This is a genomic window from Cupriavidus neocaledonicus (assembly GCF_000372525.1).
Taxonomy (GTDB): Bacteria; Pseudomonadota; Gammaproteobacteria; order Burkholderiales; family Burkholderiaceae; genus Cupriavidus; species Cupriavidus neocaledonicus.
In genome coordinates this window covers 45,207-60,925 of record NZ_AQUR01000072.1, presented here as the reverse complement: position 1 = coordinate 60,925, position 15,719 = coordinate 45,207, and the positions used below count along the sequence as shown (strand labels likewise).

At 66.1% G+C, this 15,719-nt stretch carries 16 protein-coding genes; 6 read left to right on the top strand and 10 right to left on the bottom strand.

Annotated elements, in window-relative coordinates:
* The first annotated feature begins 45 nt into the window (after positions 1-45).
* Genes A3AG_RS0104135 through A3AG_RS0104125 form a run of 3 tightly spaced genes read left to right on the top strand, consistent with a single transcriptional unit; the run spans position 46 to position 2,079 of the window.
* Complete coding sequence (locus tag A3AG_RS0104135; protein ID WP_018004201.1) at positions 46-714, top strand: amino acid ABC transporter permease; 669 nt, start codon at positions 46-48, stop codon at positions 712-714.
* Entirely contained in the window at positions 711-1,367 is a 657-nt protein-coding gene (locus A3AG_RS0104130; protein WP_018004200.1) for an amino acid ABC transporter permease, read from the top strand. Before A3AG_RS0104135 ends, A3AG_RS0104130 begins: the two co-directional genes overlap by 4 nt.
* Positions 1,348-2,079 (top strand): amino acid ABC transporter ATP-binding protein, encoded by a 732-nt coding sequence (locus tag A3AG_RS0104125; RefSeq protein ID WP_018004199.1) that lies wholly within the window; start codon positions 1,348-1,350, stop codon positions 2,077-2,079. The genes A3AG_RS0104130 and A3AG_RS0104125 overlap by 20 nt, the downstream gene beginning before the upstream one ends.
* Positions 2,080-2,144: 65 nt before the next feature.
* Here the strand turns inward: A3AG_RS0104125 and scpA are convergent, their stop codons facing one another.
* The 9 genes from scpA to A3AG_RS0104080 are packed head-to-tail and all read right to left on the bottom strand — an operon-like array spanning position 2,145 to position 10,881.
* A complete protein-coding gene (gene scpA, locus A3AG_RS0104120; protein WP_018004198.1) occupies positions 2,145-4,244 on the bottom strand; it encodes a methylmalonyl-CoA mutase in 2,100 nt (699 codons plus the stop codon).
* Positions 4,241-5,080 (bottom strand): Pnap_2097 family protein, encoded by an 840-nt coding sequence (locus tag A3AG_RS0104115; RefSeq protein WP_018004197.1) that lies wholly within the window; start codon positions 5,078-5,080, stop codon positions 4,241-4,243. The genes scpA and A3AG_RS0104115 overlap by 4 nt, the downstream gene beginning before the upstream one ends.
* Position 5,081: 1 nt before the next feature.
* Positions 5,082-6,377, bottom strand: coding sequence for an MSMEG_0569 family flavin-dependent oxidoreductase (locus tag A3AG_RS0104110; protein ID WP_018004196.1), 1,296 nt, complete (start codon positions 6,375-6,377; stop codon positions 5,082-5,084).
* Between the two features lie 57 nt (positions 6,378-6,434).
* Positions 6,435-6,722: an MSMEG_0570 family nitrogen starvation response protein gene (locus tag A3AG_RS0104105; protein ID WP_018004195.1), complete on the bottom strand. Its 288-nt coding sequence runs from the start codon at positions 6,720-6,722 to the stop codon at positions 6,435-6,437.
* A 3-nt stretch (positions 6,723-6,725) separates the two neighbouring features.
* A complete protein-coding gene (locus A3AG_RS0104100) occupies positions 6,726-7,742 on the bottom strand; it encodes a sll0787 family AIR synthase-like protein (RefSeq protein WP_018004194.1) in 1,017 nt (338 codons plus the stop codon).
* Entirely contained in the window at positions 7,739-8,293 is a 555-nt protein-coding gene (locus A3AG_RS0104095; RefSeq protein ID WP_018004193.1) for an MSMEG_0567/Sll0786 family nitrogen starvation N-acetyltransferase, read from the bottom strand. The genes A3AG_RS0104100 and A3AG_RS0104095 overlap by 4 nt, the downstream gene beginning before the upstream one ends.
* The gene (locus tag A3AG_RS0104090; protein ID WP_018004192.1) at positions 8,290-9,369 is read right to left on the bottom strand and encodes an MSMEG_0568 family radical SAM protein; all 1,080 of its coding nucleotides are present in this window, start codon (positions 9,367-9,369) and stop codon (positions 8,290-8,292) included. The genes A3AG_RS0104095 and A3AG_RS0104090 overlap by 4 nt, the downstream gene beginning before the upstream one ends.
* A complete protein-coding gene (locus A3AG_RS0104085; protein ID WP_018004191.1) occupies positions 9,362-10,378 on the bottom strand; it encodes a Nit6803 family nitrilase in 1,017 nt (338 codons plus the stop codon). Before A3AG_RS0104085 ends, A3AG_RS0104090 begins: the two co-directional genes overlap by 8 nt.
* Before the next feature lie 20 nt (positions 10,379-10,398).
* The gene (locus A3AG_RS0104080; RefSeq protein ID WP_018004190.1) at positions 10,399-10,881 is read right to left on the bottom strand and encodes an MSMEG_0572/Sll0783 family nitrogen starvation response protein; all 483 of its coding nucleotides are present in this window, start codon (positions 10,879-10,881) and stop codon (positions 10,399-10,401) included.
* A 391-nt stretch (positions 10,882-11,272) separates the two neighbouring features.
* On the opposite strand from A3AG_RS0104080, the gene A3AG_RS0104075 reads away from it, so the two are divergent.
* Positions 11,273-12,664 (top strand): aminotransferase-like domain-containing protein, encoded by a 1,392-nt coding sequence (locus A3AG_RS0104075; protein WP_018004189.1) that lies wholly within the window; start codon positions 11,273-11,275, stop codon positions 12,662-12,664.
* An 86-nt stretch (positions 12,665-12,750) separates the two neighbouring features.
* Here A3AG_RS0104075 and A3AG_RS0104070 read toward each other — a convergent pair whose 3' ends face one another.
* Positions 12,751-13,674, bottom strand: coding sequence for a LysR family transcriptional regulator (locus A3AG_RS0104070; RefSeq protein ID WP_018004188.1), 924 nt, complete (start codon positions 13,672-13,674; stop codon positions 12,751-12,753).
* Between the two features lie 161 nt (positions 13,675-13,835).
* On the opposite strand from A3AG_RS0104070, the gene A3AG_RS0104065 reads away from it, so the two are divergent.
* Positions 13,836-14,600 carry an SDR family oxidoreductase gene (locus A3AG_RS0104065; RefSeq protein WP_018004187.1) on the top strand — a complete coding sequence of 255 codons (765 nt, stop codon included), beginning with the start codon at positions 13,836-13,838 and terminating at the stop codon, positions 14,598-14,600.
* A gap of 274 nt (positions 14,601-14,874) precedes the next feature.
* Entirely contained in the window at positions 14,875-15,705 is an 831-nt protein-coding gene (locus A3AG_RS0104060; RefSeq protein ID WP_018004186.1) for a transporter substrate-binding domain-containing protein, read from the top strand.
* Positions 15,706-15,719: the final 14 nt, after the last annotated feature.

Below are 15,719 nucleotides of genomic sequence, written 5' to 3'. Positions count from 1 at the left end.
GTCCGCTGCCGGCGCAGCTCTGATACGCACCGCCGAGGCAGAAGCATGGCTTACGCGTTCGATTTCGTGTCGGTGCTGGATTACACCGACGTGCTGCTCAAGGGCATCGCGGTCACGGCGCAGCTCACGCTGACGGGCGGTGTGCTTGGCGTGGCCGTGGCGNTGGCGGGTGCCTGGGCCAAGACCCAGGGACCCGCCTGGCTTCGCCCCGTGGTCAGCACCTATGTGGAGCTGATCCGGAACACGCCGTTCCTGATCCAGCTGTTCTTCATCTTCTTCGGGCTGCCCAGCCTTGGTGTGCATCTCCCTGAAATGGTGGCGGCATCGCTGGCCATGGTGATCAACCTGGGCGCCTACGGTACAGAGATCGTTCGCGCCGGTCTGGCTGCCACCCCGCGCGGGCAGTTCGAAGCCGGCGCGAGCCTGGCCATGTCACCATTCCAGGTGTTCCGGCACGTCGTGCTGCGCCCGGCATTGCAAAGGATCTGGCCCGCGCTGTCGAGCCAGATTGTGATCGTGATGCTCGGATCGGCTGTCTGTTCGCAGATCGCGGCGCAAGACCTGACGTATGCGGCCAATTTCATCCAGGGGCGAAACTTCCGCGCTTTTGAGGTCTATCTCGTCAGCACAGCGATCTATCTTCTTCTGGCTCTCGTGCTGCGGCAGTTGCTGCGCGGCATTGGCCGGCAGCTTTTTGCGCGGAGGGCGGGATGATCGAGTTCACGTTGTGGGATATCGTCCGCAACCTGCTGTTGGCAGCACGCTGGACGGTGCTGCTGTCATTGGTTGCGTTTGTCGGTGGTGGCGTCGTTGGCCTCCTCGTGCTGTTGATACGTACCGGCAAGCGCCCGGCAGCAAGACGCCTGGCGCAGGCGTATATCGAGCTGTTCCAGGGTACGCCGCTCCTGATGCAGTTGTTCCTCGCATTCTTCGGACTGGCACTGTTTGGCATCGAGGTGCCAGCGTGGCTGGCCGCCGGGCTTGCGCTGACGCTGTGGACAGCGGCCTTCCTGGCCGAAATCTGGCGTGGCTGCGTGGAAGCCATACCGCGCGGCCAGTGGGAAGCCTCAGGCAGCCTGGCCATGAACTACGTGCAGCAGATGCGTTACGTGATCCTGCCGCAGGCCTTGCGCATTGCCGTGGCACCGACCGTTGGCTTTGGCGTCCAGGTCATCAAGGGCACGGCGCTGGCGTCGATCATCGGCTTCACCGAGCTGTCCAAGGCGGGCACGATGATTGTGAACGCCACATTCCAACCCTTTACCGTATATGCCGCCGTGGCGCTGATGTACTTCGCGCTGTGCTGGCCGCTTTCGCAATACAGCAAGATGCTGGAGAGGAAATTCCATGCCGCTTATCGCCATTGATCAGGTTCGCAAGTCGTTTGGCAGCAACGAGGTGCTGAAGGGCGTCTCGCTCTCTGTCGAACCTGGCGAAGTCATCGCCATTATCGGCAAGAGTGGCTCGGGCAAGAGCACGCTGCTACGTTGCATCAACGGACTGGAAAGCATCGATGCGGGCGCCATCACCGTGGCCGGTGCGCACCTGGCCGACAGCGAACTGCAATTACGCGCGCTGCGGCTGAAGGTAGGCATGATTTTCCAGCAGTTCAATCTGTTTCCGCACCTCAGCGCCGGGCGCAACGTGATGCTGTCGCCGATGATCGTCAAGGGCGCGTCGCAGGCCGAGGCCCGTGAGCTGGCCGAACTGAACCTGGCACGGGTCGGGCTTTCGGCCAAGTTCGATGCATATCCGGACCAACTGTCTGGCGGTCAGCAGCAACGTGTCGCCATCGCCCGCGCGCTTGCCATGCAGCCGACCGCGCTGCTATGCGACGAAATCACCTCCGCGCTGGATCCGGAACTTGTCAACGAGGTACTGCAAGTTGTGCGCAGTCTCGCGGCCGATGGCATGACCCTGCTGATGGTGACGCACGAAATGCGCTTCGCGCGCGAGGTGTGCGACCGCGTCGTCTTCATGCATCAGGGCAAGGTCCATGAAACCGGCGCGCCCGATCAAGTGTTCGGCCGGCCACAGACGCACGAACTGCAGCAGTTCCTGGGAATGGTTGAGGCTTGACCTGCCGCGCAAACTCCAGCATGCATCGTGGAGATTGCTGACCGGGCGACCCTCGACCGCTGTGGTCACCGGTGCCCTGCTGCGACCGGCTGCCGTTTATCGCGTTGCGCGGTCAGCACCATCACGATCTCTGTGACGATTCGCTCCAGCGGCGTCCCCGGACCATAGATGCCACGGACGCCTGCCAGCTGCAAGGTGCGCCGGTGCGGCGCTGGAATAATCCCGCCAACAAATACCGGCACAGTCTCCCCGCGCTGGCGAAGGGCCTTGAATAACATGGAAACCTGGGCAAGATGCGCACCGCCGAGGGTCGAGATGCCGATGGCATCGAAGTCGCCATCGCACGCTTGCGCCGCAATGGCCTCGGCCGACTGGAACAATGGCGTAAGCCGGACCAGGAACCCGGCATCGCTCAGGGCGGCGGCGACAGCCTTCGCGCCGCGATCATGCCCATCCTGTCCGAGCTTTGCCACCAGGATTCGCGGCGCGCGTCCAAGTACCGCGTTCAGCCGCCCGACCTGGTCGCAAGCTGCTGCCCAGTTGGGACTGCCGGCGCGGGTAGCGCCGTATTGCGCTTTGTCGTAGCCCGTTTGCGCGGCGTAGCGGGGCCAGACATCCAGCAAGGCGCGCGTGCATTCGCCAACCGTCGCCCGGCAGCGCATGGCGTCGATGGCGCAGTCCAGCAAGTTTCTGCCGCCCCGTCGCGCAGCTTCCGCCAGCGCGCCCAGCGCCTGCTGGACTGCGTGCTCGTCCCGCCTTGCCCGCAATGCCGCCAGTCGGGTCGCCTGCTCGGCGCGAACGCGGCCTCCATCGATTTCCAGGCACGCTGGGGGCGCTTCTTCGCCAGCCTGGAAACGATTGACGCCCACCACGACCTCCTCTCCTGCGTCGATCCGCGCCTGTGTGCGCAGGGCATTGCGGTGAATGCGCTGCTGCACCCAGCCTGATTCCAGCGCCCTGAGCACGCCCCCATGCGCATCGATCTCAGCGAGGATCGAGCGGACGGTATCGGCCATGCGCCCCGTCAATGACTCGATCAGGTAGGAACCGGCCCATGGATCCGCCACGTCGCAAAGGCTGAATTCGTGCTGCAGGATCAACTGCGTGCCACGCGCGATACGCGAGGCTTCGACGCTGGGCAGCGCCAGCGCCTCGTCAAACCCGTTGGTGTGCAGCGACTGCGTGCCACCGAAGATGGCAGCCATGGCCTCGATCGTGGTGCGAGCAATATTGTTGTGCGGTGCCTGCGCCGCCAGCGTCCAGCCCGAGGTCTGGCAGTGCATGCGCATCGCCGCGGCCTGGGCAGTGGTGCCGCCGCGTGCACGGACGATGTCGTGCCACAGGAGCCGGGCGGCGCGCAGCTTGGCAATCTCCTGGTAGAACTGTTTGCCGACGCCGAAGAAGAAGCTCAGCCCGCCACAAAAGGCATCGACATCGAGACCCCGGGCGCGCAGCGCATCGACATAGGTCCGCGCGTTGGCCAGCGTCAGGGCCAGTTCCAGCGCCGGATCCGCCCCGGCTTCCTGGAAGTGGTAGCCGGAGATCGACATGCCGTGGAACTTCGGCGCATGCGTGGCGAGCCAGTCGACCACATCCGCCGCGATGCGTAGCGACGGCTCCGGGGCATGGATCCAGGTATTGCGGACCATGAACTCCTTCAGGATGTCGTTCTGGATAGTGCCCCGCAGCCGGGCGTACGGAATGCCGGCTTCCTCGGCCACGACCAGGAAGGCGGCCAGGACTGGCAGAACCGCCCCGCTCATGGTCATCGACACGGAAACCCGATCCAGCGGTATGCCGTCAAACAGGCGCCGCATGTCGTCGACCGAGTCGATCGCCACCCCAGCCATGCCGACGTCGGCGGCCACCTCCGGATCGTCCGAATCGTAGCCCCGATGGGTTGGCAGGTCGAACGCGATCGACAGGCCCTGCGCCCCTTGCCCCAGGGCCTCGCGATACGCCAGGTTCGAGGTCGCGGCGTCACCATATCCGGCGTACTGACGGATGGTCCACGGCCGTTGCCGGTACATGTTCGGGTATGGCCCGCGCACGAATGGCGCCTCGCCGGGCATGCCGCCGAGGTGGCTCAGGCCGACAACGTCCTGCTGGCCGTAGACGGGCTTCATGTCGACGCCAAAGCGCTGTTCATTCCACTCAGGGCTCATGGTTCCCTCCAGCGCTTGCGGGTCACGATATCCGCGATCTTCTCGCCATCGGCAGCGCGCCGGACTTCGCACCAATGCGCCAGTCCAGATTCGTCTTCGCGCAGGGCCGCGAAGGTCAGCTCCAGGGACTCGCCGACATTGAGGTTGCCATGGAAGAACAGGTCCCGCGCGGCCACGGTTGGGGGCTCCGGATGGCCGCGCCATTGCCACTCCGCGCGATCCACCATCGCCTGGAAGCTGGCGAAGTACATCAGGTCGGCGCCGTTGAAGTCGTTGTATGGGCATGGCAGGAAGTCAACGACATGGTTGATGCCATCCTGCTGCTGGCGCAAGCCGAGATGCGTACCCCAATCCCCACTGCGAAAGCGACGTGCCAACTGCGACAGCTCCGCCGCCTCGGTCGTCGATGCCGCGTGATTCCAGCCACTTGCCACGGACGGCATCGCGCGCACCACGGAGCGGTTGTCCCGCTCGCGCGTGCGCCGAATAAAGGTCGACAGCATGGTGACAGTGGCGCAGCGCGTCCCGTCCGGCGATGCCACGGCATGCTGGCTGAGGCGCTTCACGCCGCCTGCCGGCAAGCCGGCCGAGTCCAGCGTGAAGGTGCCATGCTCGCCGATCCTCTCGAGCACGGCATCGCGTACGCGTACGGCGGTGAAGGCGGCATAGACAGGATTGCCCTCGCCGTCACGGAAGTCCGGCACTGCCAGGCCACAGCCCGCGGCCAACTGGCGCCAGTGCAGGTCGCCGCAGCTCTTCAGCAACCAGTTTTCCGACAGGCCGGTGTAGGCCAGTTGCGGCATACCAGCGATATGGTGCGAGCGGACGGCCTCCATGTCACGCTGCCAGTGCGGCGTCGGGCCCGTATGCGGCGATCAGCCCGGCCAGGTACTCGGCATCGCGCGCGATGCCAGAGAAGCGCCCCGACCCCCAGGTGTGCAGCCACGGCAGGCCAAGGAAATACAGGCCGGCATGCGCGGTCACGCCACGCTCGTGGCCCGGATAGCCTCGGCCGTTGAAGACCGGAACCTCCAGCCAGCTGAAGTCCGGCCGGAACCCGATGCTCCAGATGATGGTGCTGATCCCCGCCGCACGGGGATCGAGTGTGGTGCGTTCCGACTCTGGCGTCCATACCGGCGTATAGATACTGGCCGGCGGCGCTTCGATGCCGCGCTCGGCAATAAACTTGTCGATGCTTGCGTTGATGCGGTTGTAGGTCGCATCGGCATCGTCGAGGCTCTGGCGCAGGTTCGGCGCAAAATGCAACTGCCCGTCCCGGTAGTCTTCCAGCACGCCGTACAACTGCATGCCTTCGGTGGCAAACTTGCGCAGGTCTATGTCGCGGCCGCCGTCGCGGCCGGTCACATAGTGATTGGTGTTGTCGCGCACGCCTTCGCGCAGTGGATGCTCGGTGACGGGCAAGTCGTAGTACTTCATGTCGGCGAGCCAGTCAACCACATCGCGGCCGCGATAGAAGCGCGCGCAGCGGGGCGCTTCCCCGACCGCCAGGACGACCTTGCGGCCGGCCAGATGCAGGTCTTCGGCAATCTGGGCGCCCGACTGCCCGGACCCCACGACCAGCACAGCGCCATCCGGCAGGTCTTGCGGGTTCCGGTAATCGGCCGACTGGATCTGGCGGATCGAAGCGGGCAGGCGCTCGGCCATGCGCGGCACGATCGGCGTGTGATAGCCGCCGGAGGCGACCACCACTTGGTCGGCGCTGAAGACGCCCCGGCTGGTCGTGACGAGGTACCCGCCTTGTGGCCTCGGCCTGACGCTCAGCACCGCGGTATGTTCGAGCACCGGTGCCGCGACGGACTGGATGAACCCGTCCAGGTACGCGATGATCTCGTCCTTCCTCATGAAGCCGTGCGGATCGTCCCCGCGGTACGGATGCCCCGGCAGCGCGCATTGCCAGTTCGGCGTGACCAGGCAGAAGGCGTCCCAGCGCTGTGTGCGCCAGGTATGGGTGAGCGTGTGCTTTTCCAGCACCAGGTGTTCGATCCCGGCCTGCTTCAGGTAGTAGCTGACGGACAGGCCAGCCTGGCCGCCTCCCACCACGATCACCGGGAGATGACGGGGTTCCGCGTGAACGGGCGTTTTAACGGGGGTATCGATGCTGTTGCGTGTCATGGCGTGGTTTCCTTGATGCGATTGGGGTTCGGCCACGGTGGCAGCCGTCAATGCTGGCTAACGACCGAAGCCGATCACCTGCACGGTGGCATCCGGCTGGTCGTGGAATCTTGCGGCGGCCGCTTCGATGGCCTGCAACTGGTCCATGGCGGACGAACACGCGTAGCCATACTTCATGCGCACGCGCTCCGACGCCTCGACCAGGGCCACGCGGGTCAGGCTCACGAACTCCGCGAGCGGATAGGTGCGGCCCGCGTCGAGATGCGCCGTCACCACCGATGACGGCGAATAGCAAACCGCTTCGCTCTGGTCCGGCCAGCGGATCCGGAAATGGGTAACAGGCATGGCTTACGCTCCCGGCGTGACGGGTTCCGGCGCTTCGAAACCCGCTGCCTGTTCAGGCAGGATGAAGGCGGCCCTGGCAAAGTCCCACAGCAAGGCCGACTCGCCCTCGTGGGCGATCGACACGCGCGTGGTGCCGTCGAACTGGCCGATGGACGCGCACGCGATGCCGCGCGCCTGGAAACGCGCCGTGACTTCCGCGACATGGCCTTCATCCACGGCAAGCAGGAATCCATAGCTCGGGAAGGCGCTCAGCCAACGGAGCAACGGCACATCCGGTGGCGTCGGCACGGCATCGAGGTCGATCCGTCCGCCGACGCGCGAGCACTCCATCAACATCAATGCCGTGCCCGCGATGCCCGCCATGCTGATGTCCTTGGCGGCCGCGCACAGTCCGGCCTCGGCCAGCGCGGGAAGGATCTCCAGATCGGCGCGTAGCCGTTCGGCTGGCGCGCTGGTGGACGCGTTCCAGTAGGGATATGGCTCCTCAAAGGCACCACGCAGGTCCACGGCCATCAGCAGGTGCTGGCCGGGACGCGCCGCGAAGCTCGACAGCAGCCGGCGCGCCCGGCCCAGAACGGCCACGGCCAGTTGCGCGCCATCGCTCCTGGCATTGCTGTGCCCGCCGACGACCGGCACGCCATAGGCGGCCGATGCGGCAGCCATGCCCCGGATGACGTCGGCCGCGCCGTCGATGCCATCGCTCCAGATCGCATCGACCACCGCCAGCGGCCGGCCGCCCATTGCATAGATATCGCTGACGCTCACCATCACTGCGCTATAGCCAGCGAACCAGGGCATGGTGCGCAGGAACTCGCCCACCATGCCTTCGATCGCGAACAACAGGTGTCCGTCACCGTCCGGAATCGCGGCACAGTCATCCCCCAGTGCGATGCCCCGGTCTTCCGCGCCCTGCCCGGCCGGCAGCGCATGCCTGAACACCGACAGCATGCCCGCGATATCGGTCTTGTGGCCAAAGCCGCGACCAGCCCGCAACACCTTCGCCAGTTCCGCAGCGTTCATGGCGCCCTCCTCTCCTCGATGACCAGTCCGGACAGAGGCGTGTGGCAAGGCGGATAGTGATTCAGGTCTGCCTCCATCAGGTGATGGGACCGGCCCAGCAGCACCTCCTCCTGCAGCGTGGCCCAGTGCAGGCGGCGGAACAGCGGCACGTTCTGGGTCTGCACATGGGCCAGGAAACGCCGGCAGCCTAGCGCATGGGCGCTGCTCACGGCGAGGCGGATGAGGGTCGCGCCGATGCGCCCCTGGCGGCGGTACGGCGCCGCCACCGCCAGGCGCGAGCCATACCAGACGCCGGGCTCGCTTTCGTGGATACGCACCGTGCCGACAACCTCGCCTGGCTCGGCCGGCAGGTCCGGATCGGTCCTGAGCGCCACCAGCAACTGCGCCACGTCGTCGATGGCATCACGGTCGTCACCGGCAAAAAGCTGCTGCTCTTCGCAGAACACGGCGCGGCGCAGCCCATAGGCCGCATCCAGTTCGCGGCGCGTATCCGCCCAGCGGATCCGGTACACCGGGATCGCCGGGACCTCGACGCAAAGATCGCGGCTCATGACGGCACCCCTTCGTACGCGGACAGCGACGAGCACGCCCCGCACTTGCCGCAGCCGGCCTTGATGTCGGCCGAGCGCATGCCGGCCGCCGCTACCATGGCGCCCAGCGGCGCCAGGATCTCTCGCATGAACGCCGGCGTCGGTGCGGGGTGATCTTCCAGCGGGGTCCCGGAGATCGGCACGAACGGCACCACGAACGGATACACGCCCATGTCCACCAGCCGGCGCGAGATGGCGAGAATCGACTCGGCCGTGTCGCCAAGCCCGGCGAGGATATAGGTGCTCACCTGTCCGCGGCCGAACACGCCCACGGCAGCCTCGAACGCACCCATATAGCGCGACAGCGGCACGGATGCCTTGCCGGGCATCATCCGTTCGCGCACGGCAGGCGTGACCACCTCGAGATGCATGCCAAGGCTGTCGATCCCCGCGGCGCGCATGCGCGCAAACCAGCGGTCGTCATCGGGTGGCTCGCACTGTCCCTGGATCGGCAGGTCGACCGCCGCACGGATCGCAAACGCACTGTCGCATAGAATGCTGGCCCCGCGATCGGGCGTCGGGGGCGTGCCGGTCGTGAGCACCATGTGCTTGACATGATCGAGCAGCACCGCCGCGCGCGCGACCTCGGCAAGTTGCTCCGGAGTCTTCCTGGCGATGGTGCGGCCGGCCGCCAGCGACTGTCCGATCGCGCAGAACTTGCAGGTCTTGCGCCGGCTCTCGTAGCGGATGCAGGTCTGCAGCACGGTCGTCGCCAGCACATCGGCGCCATGCAGCGTCGCGATCTGCGCATAGGGAATGCCATCCAGCGTCTGCAGGCCGTAGAAGCGCGGCGCTTTCGGGAAGCTGATGTCGGCGATCGGAATGGCGCCGCGCTTGAGCGCGCTGCGGCCGCTGCCGTCCGGCGCCGAGGCGACGAAAGGCGAATTCCACGCCGTACTGGTGTGCACGGGCACCATGATGGTCACGCCATCGATGGTCACCGCCTTGTGGTCGGACGGCCCCGCGCCGCCGCGACGGCTCTGGGCCCCCGCGCGCGGATCCTCCAGCCGCAGTCCGACGGACTGCAGCTCAGTCATCAACTGCCGGCTCGAGGCCGACATCGTCTCGCTCGCTTGCATGATCGGGGCTCCGATAAGTGGGAAGAGGAAATTCGCCCATGGCCGACACCGTGGTCGCCGGCCGGTCGTTGATGGCGAGGCTGAGCAGTTCGGGGCGCGCATAGTGGCCAACCGAGTCCATCATGCGTTTGCGCTTGGTGATGAGGCCCATGTCGAGGTCGGCGATCACCATCCCTTCGCCTTCGCGCAGCGGTGGCGCGAGGTGCTGCCCCTCCGGCGAGACGATCGCCGTGTTGCAGCCGCCGCGCAGCGCCTTTTGCAGCGCGGGATCGGCCGTCACCGAGGCGATTTGAGCATCGGTAAGCCAGCCCGTCGCATTGACCACGAAGCAGCCGGCCTCCAGCGCGTGATGGCGGATCGTTGCCTCGATCTGATCGGCGAAGATGGGTCCGACCAGCGAGCCGGGAAACTGGCTGCAATGGATTTCTTCATGCTGGGTCATCAGCGCGTAGCGCGCGAGCGGGTTGTAGTGCTCCCAGCACGCGAGCGCGCCGACACGCCCGATGGCGGTCTGCGCCACCTTGAGGCCCGCCGCATCGCCCTGCCCCCAGATCATGCGTTCATGGAAGGTCGGCGTCAGCTTGCGCCGCTTGACGGCAAGCCGCCCCTCGGTATCGAAGATCAGCTGCGTGTTGTACAGGCTGCCGTGGTCGCGCTCGTTGACGCCGAGCACGACCACCATGCCGTGCTGCCGCGCCTGTTCGGCGACGGCCAGGGTCACGGGGCCGGGTATCGTCACGGCCTGCTCGTACAGGCGCAGATGATCGCTTCCGGATTGCACCGGCGGACGCACGAACGAGAAGTACGGGTAGTACGGCACGAAAGTCTCCGGGAAGACGATCAGCTGCACGCCCTCGCGCGCGGCCTTGTCGATGGCTTCGAGCACCCTCGCCAGGGTTCCCTCGCCGCTTTCCAGGTCCGGCGAGATCTGGACCGCCGCGGCGCGGACAATGCGTTTCTGTGACATGGCGATACCCCTGCGCTGGATCAGACGGTCCAGGTGTCGATGATCAATGCGTTCTCCTTGCGGTGGAGCAGCTTCAGGTCCAGCACGTCGAGCGGATTGATCGGGCGGATGCCCTCGATGAGCGACGCTTCGCCATGGCCGTAGAGAGCCTGCAGTGCGAAGCGGCAGGCATAGACCTTGCCGCCCTCGTCCATGAACTTGCGCAGCTGCTTGTTGAAGTTCAGGTGGCCGGCAAAGGCTTCATCGCCCAGGCGCGGAAAGCCGCGCTGCAGGCCAAGGGTGACGCCCGGGCCGTACAGCAGGATGCTGGTGTCAAACCCCTTGCGCTGCAGCCGCGTGGCCTGCAGCAGATTGACGAAGCCGATCGATCCCTCGAAGGCCACGGTATGAAAGGTCACCAGCGCCTTCTCCCCGGGTTCCGCCTTGACGTCCTCGAACACCTTTTCTTCGAAATCGACCAGGAAATCGCCATCCTGATGGGCAGGTTTGTTGACTGCGGGCATGCTGTACTCCAGTGGGTTGCGGTTCGGACGAGCCGGTGCGGCGCAATCCGCCACCCCGGGGCCGGCGCTGTCGCCGACGGTCCAGCTTGTGCAACCGATATGCCATCCACCGGATTCACCCCTCCGATCAATGCCCGATCAGGCAGCCTCCGTGCGATCGATCGCATCATTGATCGGATGGACCGCATGACCGGCATGGCTTGATCGCAACGCGAAGGGCGCCTGACGCTTGCACCAGAATCAAGTCGCGCGCTGCTAACCACCGCATTCGGATGGTGCGGCCAGACGGCCCGCGCACCATCATGCAGCCATTCAGATGCAATCAAACTGGCACGCACCATGCATTCACTCGCCCGGCGCCGCGACGGCGCGACACCGTTTGGAGAGAATCTTGTCCGGCCTGACCAGTCATTGGGCAAAGCGCATTGCAGACAGCCCCAAGCCCGCCTATCTGACCATTCCTGACCTGATCGAGGAGGCGCTGGCCGACGGGCGCCTGCAGGCGCGCGACCGCCTGCCCGGCTTGCGCGACCTGGCCGAGGCGCTGGCCCTGAACTACACCACCGTCGCGCGCGCCTACGGCGAGGCGCGCAAGCGCGGGCTGATCGATGCCAAGGCCGGCAGCGGCACCTATGTGCGCGGCCGGGCGCCGGCTGTGCCGCTGCGCGCCGGCACCAGTGCCGAAATGACGATGAACATGCCGCCGGAGCCACCTGCGCTGGCGACGCGGCTGCGCGAATCGTCGGCGGCACTGCTCGCCGGGACGGAGCCGTATACGCTGCTGCGCTACCAGGATTTCGGCGGCACGCCGGCAGACCGTGCGGCCGTGACGGGCTGGCTGCGCCGGCTGGTGCCGGCGGCAGCCAGCGAAACGCTGCTCATCTGCCCGGGCATCCACAGCGCGCTCGTTGCCCTGCTGTCGCAACTGGCGCGCGGCGGACAGACGCTATGCGTTGAGCCACTGGCCTATCCCGGGATCAAGGCGATTGCTGCGCAACTCGGGGTCCAGCTGCAGGCACTGCCAGCCGACGAGGATGGCATGATCGGCAGCGCCTTCGAGAACTTCTGCAAGGCGCACAAGCCTGCAGCGCTTTATTGCAACCCCACCATCCAGAACCCGAGCACGCGCACGATGCCCCAGAGTCGCCGCGAGATCCTCGCCGATATCGCGCTGCGGTATAACGTGCCGATCATCGAGGACGATGCCTATGGCATGCTGCCCCGGCGCACCCCGGACACCTTTGCCGCGCTGGCGCCGGAACTGACCTACTACATGACCGGCCTGTCGAAATGCTTCGGCGCCGGCTTGCGCACGGCGTTCGTCCACGCGCCCTCAGCCCGGCAAAGCCAGCGCCTGGCAGGCACGTTGCGCGCCACCACCGTGATGGCCAGCCCGTTCACCAATTTGCTGGCCACGGCCTGGATCCAGGACGGCACCGCCGACGAGATGCTTGCCGCGGTCCGGCAGGAAAATGCCGCACGCCAGGCCATCGCCACGCGCGTGCTGGCCGGCCGCCCGTACGCCGCCGATCCGGAGGGTTTCCATCTCTGGCTGCATCTGGGCGCCGGCAATGCCTGGCGCCCGTCTGAACTGGCCTTGCACCTGCGTTCACGCGGCATTGGCGCGGTGTCGAGCGCGGCCTTCTCGACGGATGGCAACCCGCCCGATGCGATCCGGCTTTGCCTTGGCGGACCCGGCGACCGGGACGAAATCGAGGAGTCGCTGCAGATTGTCGCCGATACGCTTGACGATCCGCACCATCTGCATTCGGCCATGCTGTAGTCCAGGCTATGTCTCGCGCATACTCGCGCAGTCCTGCCAGCGCCGACCGTGAAGTGCAGTAAGGGGGGGTATGCAGTCGCTCGACCTTAGCCTTGCTCCGGGCTGGCTGCCCACTCGTCCCAATACGGCGGAGTCCCGATCGCCGCCCGCACGCATTCCGCAAAGGCGCGCAACCGCGCCGACACGCGCCGCCCTTCAGGATGGGCAATGTAGATGGCTTCCTGCTCCGCGTGAAAGCCGATCTCGATCACGGCCAGCGCGCCGCGCCGGATGGCCTCGCCAACGATAAAGGTAGGCAGCAGCGCGATGCCTACGCCGGCTTCGGCGGCGTCACGCATCATGTCGCCGTTGTTGACGCGCAGCGCGATGTGGGCACGGACGATCTCAATGCCGCTGGGGCCTTGCAGGCGCCAGTCGGCGGCGCCGCGATTGGCATAGTAGACGCCGCGGTGCTGCTTCAGCTCTTCCAGGGTGGCCGGGATGCCCATTTGCGCGAGATAGCCAGGCGACGCCACCAGCAGGCGACGGCTGGGCGCCAATTGCCATGCCACCAGCCGTGAACTCTCCAGCGGGCCGTGTCGAACGACGGCGTCGTAACTGTCAGTGGCGGCGTCGACGCGGCGGTCATCGAGATCCAGCGTCAGTTCCAATTCCGGGTGCTGCGCCACGAAGGGATAGAGTGCCGGCCCCAGGTGCATGCGGCCGAACGTGACTGGCGCGGAAATGCGCAGCGTCCCGGCGAGACTGCCGCGCCGCTCGGCCACGTCGGTGACTGCTGCCTCCACTTCGTTCAGGATGCGCTTGGCGCGCTCCGCGAAAGCGGCGCCGTCCTCAGTCAGCGTCAGGCGGCGCGTGGTCCGGCGCAGCAGGTTTGCGCCCACGGCTTTCTCGAGCTCGGCCAGGCGCTCGCTGACGACGGACTTGGAGAGGTTCAGGCGCCGGGCGGCCTCGCTAATCGAGCCTGCCTCGAGCACGGCGGCAAAGCTCGCGACGCCTTCGAGCTTGATCATTGTTCTGGAAATCCGGAAAGTTGTTCCCCGAATTGCAGTCTAGTGCGAACTCAGGCCCTTGCCCATACTGGATTCTCAAGGCAGCCGGATGTCCTGGCTGCCCAACACTGACATGGCGCTGCGGCCCTTACCCTGGCCCGGCGCCTGAATGGAGATCCATCATGGGACGCTTGTCTGACAAGGTTGCCCTCATTACCGGCGCCAGCTCCGGCATCGGCCGCGCGACCGCCCTGCTGTTCGCCGCAGAGGGCGCCAAGGTAGTGGTCGGCGCCCGCCGCCAGGCAGAACTCGACAGCCTGGTAGCGCAAATCCGCGAAGCGGGTGGCGAAGCAGTGGCACTGCCTGGCGACGTGCGGAGCGAAGCTTACGCCAGCGCACTGGTGGCGTTGGCGGTGGAGCGCTACGGCCGGCTGGACATCGCCTTCAACAATGCAGGCACGCTGGGCGAGGGCGGCCCCAGCACCGCGGTATCCGCCGAGGGCTGGAACGACACCATCGCCATCAACCTGACAGGCTCGTTCCTGGGCGCCAAGCACCAGATCTCGCAGATGCTCAAACATGGCGGCGGCTCGGTGATCTTTACGTCGACGTTCGTCGGCTATACCGTCGCCTTCCCGGGGGTGGCGGCTTACGCGGCGAGCAAGTCCGGGCTGATCGGCCTGACTCAGGCACTGGCGGCCGAATTCGGGCCACAGGGAATCCGCGTCAATGCGATCCTGCCCGGCGCCGTCGATACGGACATGTATCGCAGCATGAATGACACATCGGAGTCGCAGGCCTTTATCACCAACCTGCATGCGCTCAAGCGCGTGGCGTGGCCGGAAGAATTGGCCCGCTCGGTGCTGTACCTGGCGTCGGATGATTCGTCGTTCGTCACCGGCACTGCCTCACTGGCCGATGGCGGGGTGTCTATCACGCGCACCTGAACCTGAATGTTTGCGGCGCGGACCGATCCGGCCCTGCTGGGGCGATGGTGAGGTGAGGTAAGTTGAAAGGCAACAGCGCTCTCGCTCCAGAGGGACCGGCCTGCTGACAACGAGCAAGGCCGCTTCAACTTCCAAGCGTCCTGGCGGCGCCGGCGCGCACGAGCCTATGCGCCATGGAATGGCTTGGGACCTGTATATCCATATCCGAAAGCCTTCTTTGTTTGCTTCGGCGCGGAGCGATAGCATCGTCTCCTCCTTGTTCTTATGATCAGACATGCCCGCGCTCCCGTTCCTCCGCATCGCCGCTGCCGCGGCACTGTCCTGCCTTTCCATCAACGCCGCCTGGGCAGATGCCACGCTGGATCGCATCAAGCAGCGCGGCAAGGTCTCCATCGGCGTGCTGGTTGGCGGCAGCCTGTTCGGCTCGATCGATCCCGTCACGCAACAGCCCGTTGGCTGGAATCCCGACCTGGCCCGTGACCTGGCAAAGCGTCTGGGCGTGGAAGCCGAACTGGTTCCCGTGCAGCCTTCCAATCGCGTGCAGTTCCTGCAACAAGGCAAGGTGGACCTGCTGATTGCGTCGATGGAATACAACCCCGAGCGCGGCGAGCTGCTGGGCTATGCGCCAACGCCGTTTTACCGCGTCGGCGGGACGGCGGCGGTGTTAAAGCGCAGCGGTATCGCCAGGTGGGAAGACCTGCGCGGCAAGACCGTCTGCGCGTCGCAGGGCAGCAGCTACGTCAAGCCTCTGCAGGAGCAGTACGGCGCGCAGGTACGTGGCTTCAAGACCTCCGCCGAATCGTTGCTGGCACTGCGGGGCGGCCAGTGCGTGGCCGCGGTTCACGACGCAACGCTGATCCACCCGCTGGTCCGCGGCAATGCCGACTGGACCGATTACGCCGCGCCGATTCCGACCGAAATCCTGCCGGCACCTTCGGTGGTCTGGACCCGCAAGGGCGAGACCGACACCATCGCCGCAGTGGACAAGATCGTCCAGGAATGGCACCGCACGGGCTGGCTCATCGCCACGGAGAAGCGGCTCGGCATCACGCCGCCGCAGCCCCTGCTGCCCGAACTGCAAGCACGCTTCAAGAACCCGTCCTGAGCCCGGCCGTCGGT